Genomic DNA, 7,113 nt, shown 5'->3' on the forward strand with positions numbered 1-7,113 from the left:
TTTTGAATGGAATCACCCTACTCTTCTACAACATCATATAAATCTTCAATCAAAACTTCAAACGTCCGTGCCAGCTTTTGCAGAGAAGTTACGTCCACAGTAGCCAAGCCCGGAGACTTAGCATAGTTCTTGAGCGTGGTGTATGCAATTCCTGAACGCTCTGAAACTTCTTTGAGCGTCCAGCCCTTCTCAGCCGCAAATTCTTTGACCCGCAACCTCACCAAGCCCATAGTTTATTATTCCTGCACTATTTCATACAAGTCTTCTATCAATACGTTAAAGGTTCGTGCTAACTTGTGTAAGGATGTCACATCTACAGTTGCCAACCCAGGAGAACGCGCATAAACCTTGAGCGCACTGTACCCTACTCCAGAACGATCAGACACTTCTTTTAATGTCCAACCATTCTCAGCCGCAAATTCTTTTATCCGCAACCTTACCAAACCCATACTTGACAAAAGGTATGTATCTATCCTTTAATAGTTACAGGAATAAAAAGCGAACTGACAAGTCAGCGCTTAACACTATCGCTCTTCAGCCTACCAAACAAAAGAGCGATCGGCAAATCTAAAGTAAATTTCAACCTCTTGGTGTCTTTTACCCGAAAGCCAGGTTCATCTACCCAAAAGATAGAAATCTATCACTATGATAACGATTGAACAATCGAAATCCAACTCTGTCAATCCTTTATTTAAGTTTGTTACTGAAGAAGCAGTTGCTTTGCTGCTGAAAATTCCAGTTGCAGAAATCAAAAATATTCGCTGCTGTTATCATATCGGGTGATTACACTTGCTACAAATTAGATGATATAGATATAAAAGATAATATGATATTAGCCGCAGGTTTAGAAAGTAAAGCTGATTACATCATAAGTTTAGACAGAGAACACCTATTACCTTTAAAAAATTACCAAGAAATGCAAATAGTCAATCCACATCAGTTTTTAAAGGAATTTAAAGATTACGAAATCATTACTAATAATCTCACGCCCAAACACAAAAACACTCTCTGTGCCTCTGCGTCTCTGCGTGAGATAATATCTTAAACTTACAACCACCGAGCCGCATCTTTAGCGTGGTAAGTCAAAATCAAATCAGCACCAGCCCGTTTAAACCCAGTCAAAGTTTCCATAACAACGCGCTGTTCATCAATCCAACCATTTAAAGCCGCAGCTTTCACCATTGCATACTCACCAGAGACATTATAAGCCGCCACAGGTAAATTAGTAGCTTCCTTAACGCGCCAGATAATATCCATATATGCCAAAGCCGGCTTCACCATCAGCATATCAGCGCCTTCAGCAATATCCAACTCAATTTCTTTAATCGCTTCACGAGCATTACCAGGGTCCATTTGGTAAGTACGTCTATCTCCAAACTGCGGTGTTGAGTCGGCTGCATCTCTAAACGGGCCATAATAAGCGGAAGCATATTTAGCAGCATAAGACATAATCGGGATATCTTCAAATCCCGCTTCATCTAAACCTGCACGAATTGCTTGGACAAAACCATCCATCATTCCCGAAGGTGCAATAATATCCGCACCTGCTTTAGCTTGGGAAACTGCGGTTTTCTTCAATAATTCCAAAGTTGGATCATTTAAAACCCTTCCTGTCAAATCACCAGTTTGTAAATAACCACAATGTCCATGATTTGTATATTCACACAAACAAGTATCAGCCATGACAATTAAATCAGGAACTGCTTCCTTGACTGCGGTTGCTGCTTTTTGAACAATACCACAATCATGCCAAGCACCAGTAGCATCTACATCTTTATCTGCCGGAATTCCAAATAAGATAATGGCGGGAATTCCTAAGTCATAAACTTCCTTTGCTTCTTCGACAATTTTATCTACCGAAAGTTGGTAGACACCAGGCATAGATTTAACTTCTTTAGCAACACTTTCACCGGGGACAGCAAACAATGGATAAATCAAATCATTGGTTGTTAAAACGGTTTCACGTACCATTCGACGCAATTGAGGATGAGTACGTAACCGGCGGGGGCGATGTATAGGAAACATAATTTTTTATCAAGAAAAAACCACAATGGACATAACACAAAGCGTCACAAAAGACAGGTTTTAGCCTGCTTTTTTCAGACACACTAGAAACAGTGCTTAACTGTCTTTGCCCTACTGTTGATCAAGCTGTGGGGCAATTTTATATTTTACAACTTGATAGACATTTGCTTATAAAAACTTTGCAAAAAACTATCTTAAAAAATTCATGCACTTCATTTGGGTAAATGGTTTAATCAAAGATTGGTGATTAATCAAATTACCATATTTTTCCTGATTCTATCCTAAAATACTCGGAAAATAAACGGATAACGATAAGGTTGATCAGGATTACTAAAGACAGCAATTAGCGCCCAGATTGTCAGTCCCCAGTGGATGATATATCCTAAACCTGCGATTGGTAACAAAACGATTAGCGGTAAAATTAACCAACTAGTGAGAAAAAACAAAGCTGCTAGAATTGCTCCATAGAACCAAACGTTAAAATGGAAATTGATTGATTCTTTGGCATTGTCTTTGACAACAGGATCATCAGATACAAATAATATGGCTATGGGTAAACCAACGGAGACAATTGTGGTGCTGAAAAAAATTGCCCCGTGACAGAGGGCTGATAATAGTTTACGTTTATCGCTGTCGTACATTCTTATCTCCTGTTCAGTTCTGGTTATTTATTATATCAAGAATGAAGGCACAATTTTCATACTAAAAAATACACAACTTTTTTAATAAGTCTGGGATTTAAGAAAATCAAATAGAATTGCTGTAATGATACAATTTTTACAAGATATTAAATCAATCTCAGCAATATCTACTATCAAAGGTATGATTATTTGGCAACCAGGGCAACAAATCAATAACGGTAGATTTATCATTCAAGGTAAACCCTTGGGTAGCGGTGGTTTTGGTATCACCTACAAAGCCGTAGAACCCAGCACGGGTAAATTATACGCCATCAAAACCCTGAATCAACAGATGCAAATCAGGGAGGACTTTGCAGAACAACAGGTTAAGTTTATTAACGAAGCCTTGACAATTAAAGGTTTTGATCATATACACATTCTCAAAGTTTATGAAGTCATCCAAGAAGGTCAACTTTTTGGGGTGGTGATGGAATATATTGATGGGGTGACATTATTTAACTATGTCCAAAATAAAGGACAATTATCAGAAAGTGAAGCACTATTATATATAGATCAAATTGGTCAAGCGTTAGAATATATCCACAATAAAGGACAGTTACACCGAGATATTAAACCAGGAAATATTCTGTTACGACAAAATAAACAAGAAGCGGTTTTAATAGATTTTGGTTTAACTCGGAGTATCGCTACAAGTAGTATGACTGAAGATAGAACTCCTGGTTATGCACCTATTGAACAATATCGTCGTAAGGGTAATTTTGGTTCTCACACTGACGTTTATGCTTTAGCTGCAACTTTATATTATCTCTTAACTGCTGATGGATTGAAACAAGAGGGAGAAATTTGTCCAGTACCAGCAGTCAACCGGAAATATGATGATGAATGAACCTTTACCCGAACCCAAACATTATAATTCTCGCATTAGTCAGAGGGTGAATGATGCTATTTTGCAGGGTATGGAAATAGAACCGGAAAAACGCACTGCGACGGTTTTTAAGTTTCGGGAAAGTTTGGGTTTGGTGGTTCAACCGAGAAGAACCCCACCCCCTAACCCCCTGCCCGCAAGCGAAGAGGGGGGACTAAAATCATGTTGTGGAATGGACTACACAAAACTACGTGACTTACTCAAAGCTGGAAAATGGAAAAAAGCAGATGAGGAAACAAAAAGGGTGATGTTAGCGGTTGCGAAACGGGAAAAAGAACGTTGGTTAGATGTTAAACTCATTGATAATTTTCCCTGTGCAGACCTCCACACCATTGATCGATTGTGGGTAAAATACAGTGATGGTAAATTTGGTTTTTCTGTGCAGAAACGAATTTATCAAAGTTTCGATGGAACGAGAGAATATAACTCAGACATCTGGGTTAACTTTGCGGAAACAATAGGATGGAAGCGAAAAGGAGGAGACTGGTTGTTCCACGAACATATTACTTTTGATATAACAGCACCAGATGGACACCTCCCAAATGATTTGTTAAGATTAGGTGGGAGGTTTAGGATGATTAATAAAGAAATGTGGAGATATCTCTTCTCTCGCGTCGAGACTTGTAGATTGTAACACGCCCTAAGGGGAAGTCAAAAGTCAAAAGTCAAAAGTCAAAAAATAAGAAAGTAGGAAAGTAAGAAGAAAGTAAGAAATTAATCATTTTTCATCTTTTCTTTTGTGGTGACAATTGATTTAGCAATAATTCTCATCAACTGTTCACATTCATCAACCAAATCTGCTACTTTTTCATTAGGAACAATTTCCGATTTAACTAACAACCTTAACCAATACTTTGTTTCCCTTGCTTCCTTGAGTGCTATTGATTGTTTACTAACAAAATCCTTATCACTTTCAGCACTACGAGATTCTTCCATATTAGCACCAATAGATGTACCTGATCTAAATAATTGAGCAGCTAATAATCTTGGAGTTCCTGCTTGTTTATCAAGATAAGAACACAATTTTGTGATTCTCACAGCAAATTCAAAAGTTCTTTCATTTATTGGTGTATAATTCATGATCATCAAAATCTCTAACTTTTAATTAAGTATAATTAATTTTTGACTTTTGACTTTTGACTTTTGACTTCCCGCAGGGTGTAGGGTGCGTTAGGAGCGCGAAAAGATTATAAAATGTACAAATAAATTAAATACGCGACGTAACGCACCATTATTATTGAAGGAGAAAAAATATTGAATTTTGATATTTTAGGACAAATTGAACAAATAGAAATAATTGCTATTGATAAATCAATTCGTGATGTAGAAAGATTAAAGAAAATCTATGGACAAGGGAGATGGCGAAAATTAAAAGGAATTGCTACCATTAAATTAGAAGATGAAAGTATCTGCCAAGCTGAACTTCATTGGTATGAAGCTCATGGTATTGGTAAAAAAGAAATAAAAATTAAGTACATTTTAGATGAGTAAACCTATGTCAAATTCCAACATATCTAAACAATTCGCTATTTGTATCAAAAATGATAAATACCCAGCTTCTTTAGAAACCAGAAAAATCTATGAAATTTTACCTGATGAAAAAGCAAGTCAACATCATCAAATTCGTGTTATAGATGAATCAGGAGAAGATTATCTTTATCCTAGTTCCTATTTTATTTTACTACAATTACCTACAGAAAATCGAGAATTATTAGCTTTATTTAGTTCGTAGTTTGTAGCGATGTAACGCAATTTAAATTGTCATAAATCATGATATACAGGATTAGAGGATGTACAGGATGGTAATTTTTAGATAGTTTATTTGGTGATGTAAATTTGTATTTGTCAGAATCAGGATATCCAGGATTAAAGGATTTACAGGATTTTATTTTGTGTTATAAAGTTCCTCAACTGCTGAAATAATTGATTTTATCAATGAGAAAGTAAACAGTTAAAAATAAATGTTATAATGTAAGTAGCAGTCAAGAGGTCTGATCTTTTCAGATCGTGAGAGCAAGGTCTCTCCTTGACTGATTTTTATTATACCAGGATGCACAAAATAAATGTATTTGCTTTATGCAGATGAGTCAGGTACTACCCACGACGAATTTTGTCAGAATCAGGATAAGATATGATCAAGTTAGGTAAATAATCAAGATAATCTATGAATACATTAGAACTTCGTGAACAAATCCAAGAATATGTTGAACAACTGTCACCGGAAAAATTACTTGTAGCAGTTGACTTTTTAGCATATTTAGCAACAAGAGAAGATGATGCTACTCAAGAGTTATTAGAGATTGTAGGATTTAAAGAAAATTTTGATCATGCTACAGAAAACGTAAAACAAGGAAAGGTGATTGCTGTTGACCAACTTAAACGAAAATATTAATTATACTGTTGTTATTAGTATTGATGCAGTGGAGTTTTTTGAATCTGCTTCTGGTACTTTACAAAAAAAGTTAGATAGATGTTTTGATCGTTTAAAAATTAATCCTCGTAATCATCCTAATATAAAATCTCTCAAAGGTGAGTTATTAGGTTATTATCGTTATCGCGTAGGTGACTATAGAGTTGTTTATGAAATTAATGATGACTTAAAACTGGTAACAATTATTTTTATTGCCCATAGAAGCAAAGTTTATGAATAGCTTGTAGGGTACGTTAGGAGTGCGAAAAAATGCGAAAATATACCATTAAATTAACTACGCGACATAACGCACCATTAATATTGCTAGAATCAGGATATCCACTAATTTAAGGATTTAGAGGACTAACTATATTATGACCATTGCTGAAAAGATTTACGAACTTGTTAAAACCCTTCCCCAAGATAAAGCTGAGGAAATTCTGAATTTTGCTGAATTTATCTGTAGTAAAAATTTGCATAGTAATCAAACTATCAATGATTCTCCAAACCTTTCTTGGGAAGAATTAGTTTATTCCCTTGCTGGAAGTTGGAAAGATGATTTTCCTAGTTTAGAAAAAATCAGATAATCCTGGACATCCTGATTCTGACAAATAAAATCCCCAATTACACCAAAATCATGTATAATATACAGCATTTATAAAAACTACCTAAATATGCAATCTACCATCACCCTGACTATTACCACAGGTAAACTCTCAGGAAAACAATATATATTCGACACCCGCACCACTTGTTTAATTGGTAGAAATGATGATTGTGCTTTATCCATACCCTACGAAGTTGATAAAAAAGTTTCTCGCTATCATTGTTTATTAGATATCAACCCCCCAGATATCAAAATCAAGGATTTAGGTAGTTTAAACGGAACTTATATTAATAACAAAAAAATAGGTGGTAGACAATCTCACCACACCCCAGAAGAAGCGCAGAAATTAAACTTTCCTGAATATGATTTACAAGATGGTGATTATATTGAAATAGGTGATACTGCAGAAATGTTGAATGTAGTTACAAAACTTTACATATTTAAGTATAGTAGTATTATTAAGGGTAAAAATGTCAACATTTCATAATATCTTCCATCCAATGAA

The 7,113-nt window shown here is 35.5% G+C and carries 14 protein-coding genes; 9 read left to right on the forward strand and 5 right to left on the reverse strand.

Annotation, left to right across the window (positions count from 1 at the left end):
* Positions 1-17: 17 nt before the first annotated feature.
* Together H6G59_RS22930 and H6G59_RS22935 are read right to left on the reverse strand one after the other, a co-directional pair.
* Positions 18-230, reverse strand: a complete 213-nt coding sequence (locus tag H6G59_RS22930; RefSeq protein ID WP_071189565.1) for a helix-turn-helix domain-containing protein — start codon at positions 228-230, stop codon at positions 18-20.
* A gap of 6 nt (positions 231-236) precedes the next feature.
* Positions 237-449, reverse strand: a complete 213-nt coding sequence (locus H6G59_RS22935; protein WP_071189564.1) for a helix-turn-helix domain-containing protein — start codon at positions 447-449, stop codon at positions 237-239.
* Positions 450-739: 290 nt separating this feature from the next.
* Here H6G59_RS22935 and H6G59_RS22940 point away from each other — a divergent pair, with 290 nt between their 5' ends.
* Positions 740-1,045: a hypothetical protein gene (locus H6G59_RS22940; protein WP_190718932.1), complete on the forward strand. Its 306-nt coding sequence runs from the start codon at positions 740-742 to the stop codon at positions 1,043-1,045.
* A gap of 2 nt (positions 1,046-1,047) precedes the next feature.
* Here the strand turns inward: H6G59_RS22940 and hemB are convergent, their stop codons facing one another.
* Both hemB and H6G59_RS22950 read right to left on the reverse strand, forming a co-directional pair.
* Positions 1,048-2,025 carry a porphobilinogen synthase gene (hemB, locus tag H6G59_RS22945; RefSeq protein WP_190718934.1) on the reverse strand — a complete coding sequence of 326 codons (978 nt, stop codon included), beginning with the start codon at positions 2,023-2,025 and terminating at the stop codon, positions 1,048-1,050.
* A 281-nt stretch (positions 2,026-2,306) separates the two neighbouring features.
* Entirely contained in the window at positions 2,307-2,666 is a 360-nt protein-coding gene (locus tag H6G59_RS22950; protein WP_190718940.1) for a DUF4870 domain-containing protein, read from the reverse strand.
* Between the two features lie 124 nt (positions 2,667-2,790).
* Between H6G59_RS22950 and H6G59_RS27875 the strand changes: the two genes are divergently transcribed.
* Positions 2,791-3,552, forward strand: a complete 762-nt coding sequence (locus tag H6G59_RS27875) for a serine/threonine protein kinase (protein ID WP_422602964.1) — start codon at positions 2,791-2,793, stop codon at positions 3,550-3,552.
* On the forward strand, positions 3,539-4,225 hold the full coding sequence (locus H6G59_RS27880; RefSeq protein WP_422602966.1) for a GUN4 domain-containing protein: 687 nt from the start codon (positions 3,539-3,541) through the stop codon (positions 4,223-4,225). Before H6G59_RS27875 ends, H6G59_RS27880 begins: the two co-directional genes overlap by 14 nt.
* Before the next feature lie 80 nt (positions 4,226-4,305).
* On the opposite strand, the gene H6G59_RS22960 is transcribed toward H6G59_RS27880, so the two are convergent.
* On the reverse strand, positions 4,306-4,671 hold the full coding sequence (locus H6G59_RS22960) for a four helix bundle protein (RefSeq protein WP_190718943.1): 366 nt from the start codon (positions 4,669-4,671) through the stop codon (positions 4,306-4,308).
* 174 nt (positions 4,672-4,845) lie between these two features.
* Between H6G59_RS22960 and H6G59_RS22965 the strand changes: the two genes are divergently transcribed.
* The 6 genes from H6G59_RS22965 to H6G59_RS22990 all read left to right on the forward strand — a co-directional run bounded on the left by H6G59_RS22965 (position 4,846) and on the right by H6G59_RS22990 (position 7,095).
* Positions 4,846-5,082, forward strand: coding sequence for a hypothetical protein (locus H6G59_RS22965; protein ID WP_190718946.1), 237 nt, complete (start codon positions 4,846-4,848; stop codon positions 5,080-5,082).
* A gap of 4 nt (positions 5,083-5,086) precedes the next feature.
* Entirely contained in the window at positions 5,087-5,323 is a 237-nt protein-coding gene (locus H6G59_RS22970) for a hypothetical protein (RefSeq protein WP_190718949.1), read from the forward strand.
* Between the two features lie 432 nt (positions 5,324-5,755).
* Positions 5,756-5,983: a hypothetical protein gene (locus H6G59_RS22975; protein ID WP_190718952.1), complete on the forward strand. Its 228-nt coding sequence runs from the start codon at positions 5,756-5,758 to the stop codon at positions 5,981-5,983.
* Complete coding sequence (locus H6G59_RS22980; protein ID WP_190718956.1) at positions 5,958-6,242, forward strand: type II toxin-antitoxin system mRNA interferase toxin, RelE/StbE family; 285 nt, start codon at positions 5,958-5,960, stop codon at positions 6,240-6,242. Before H6G59_RS22975 ends, H6G59_RS22980 begins: the two co-directional genes overlap by 26 nt.
* A 133-nt stretch (positions 6,243-6,375) precedes the next feature.
* Positions 6,376-6,588, forward strand: a complete 213-nt coding sequence (locus tag H6G59_RS22985; RefSeq protein WP_190718959.1) for a DUF2281 domain-containing protein — start codon at positions 6,376-6,378, stop codon at positions 6,586-6,588.
* A gap of 87 nt (positions 6,589-6,675) precedes the next feature.
* Positions 6,676-7,095, forward strand: a complete 420-nt coding sequence (locus H6G59_RS22990; protein WP_190718962.1) for an FHA domain-containing protein — start codon at positions 6,676-6,678, stop codon at positions 7,093-7,095.
* Positions 7,096-7,113 lie beyond the last annotated feature (18 nt).

The sequence above is a fragment of the Anabaena lutea FACHB-196 genome, from assembly GCF_014698305.1.
Classification (GTDB): domain Bacteria; phylum Cyanobacteriota; class Cyanobacteriia; order Cyanobacteriales; family Nostocaceae; genus Anabaena; species Anabaena lutea.

Bases quoted from the DNA above. Each gene is read 5' to 3' on its own strand.
- H6G59_RS22930 (WP_071189565.1), bottom strand. From the start codon at position 230: ATGGGCTTGGTGAGGTTGCGGGTCAAAGAATTTGCGGCTGAGAAGGGC.
- H6G59_RS22935 (WP_071189564.1), bottom strand. From the start codon at position 449: ATGGGTTTGGTAAGGTTGCGGATAAAAGAATTTGCGGCTGAGAATGGT.
- hemB (WP_190718934.1), bottom strand. From the start codon at position 2,025: ATGTTTCCTATACATCGCCCCCGCCGGTTACGTACTCATCCTCAATTG.
- H6G59_RS22950 (WP_190718940.1), bottom strand. From the start codon at position 2,666: ATGTACGACAGCGATAAACGTAAACTATTATCAGCCCTCTGTCACGGG.
- H6G59_RS27875 (WP_422602964.1), top strand. From the start codon at position 2,791: ATGATACAATTTTTACAAGATATTAAATCAATCTCAGCAATATCTACT.
- H6G59_RS27880 (WP_422602966.1), top strand. From the start codon at position 3,539: ATGATGATGAATGAACCTTTACCCGAACCCAAACATTATAATTCTCGC.
- H6G59_RS22960 (WP_190718943.1), bottom strand. From the start codon at position 4,671: ATGAATTATACACCAATAAATGAAAGAACTTTTGAATTTGCTGTGAGA.
- H6G59_RS22970 (WP_190718949.1), top strand. From the start codon at position 5,087: ATGTCAAATTCCAACATATCTAAACAATTCGCTATTTGTATCAAAAAT.
- H6G59_RS22975 (WP_190718952.1), top strand. From the start codon at position 5,756: ATGAATACATTAGAACTTCGTGAACAAATCCAAGAATATGTTGAACAA.
- H6G59_RS22985 (WP_190718959.1), top strand. From the start codon at position 6,376: ATGACCATTGCTGAAAAGATTTACGAACTTGTTAAAACCCTTCCCCAA.
- H6G59_RS22990 (WP_190718962.1), top strand. From the start codon at position 6,676: ATGCAATCTACCATCACCCTGACTATTACCACAGGTAAACTCTCAGGA.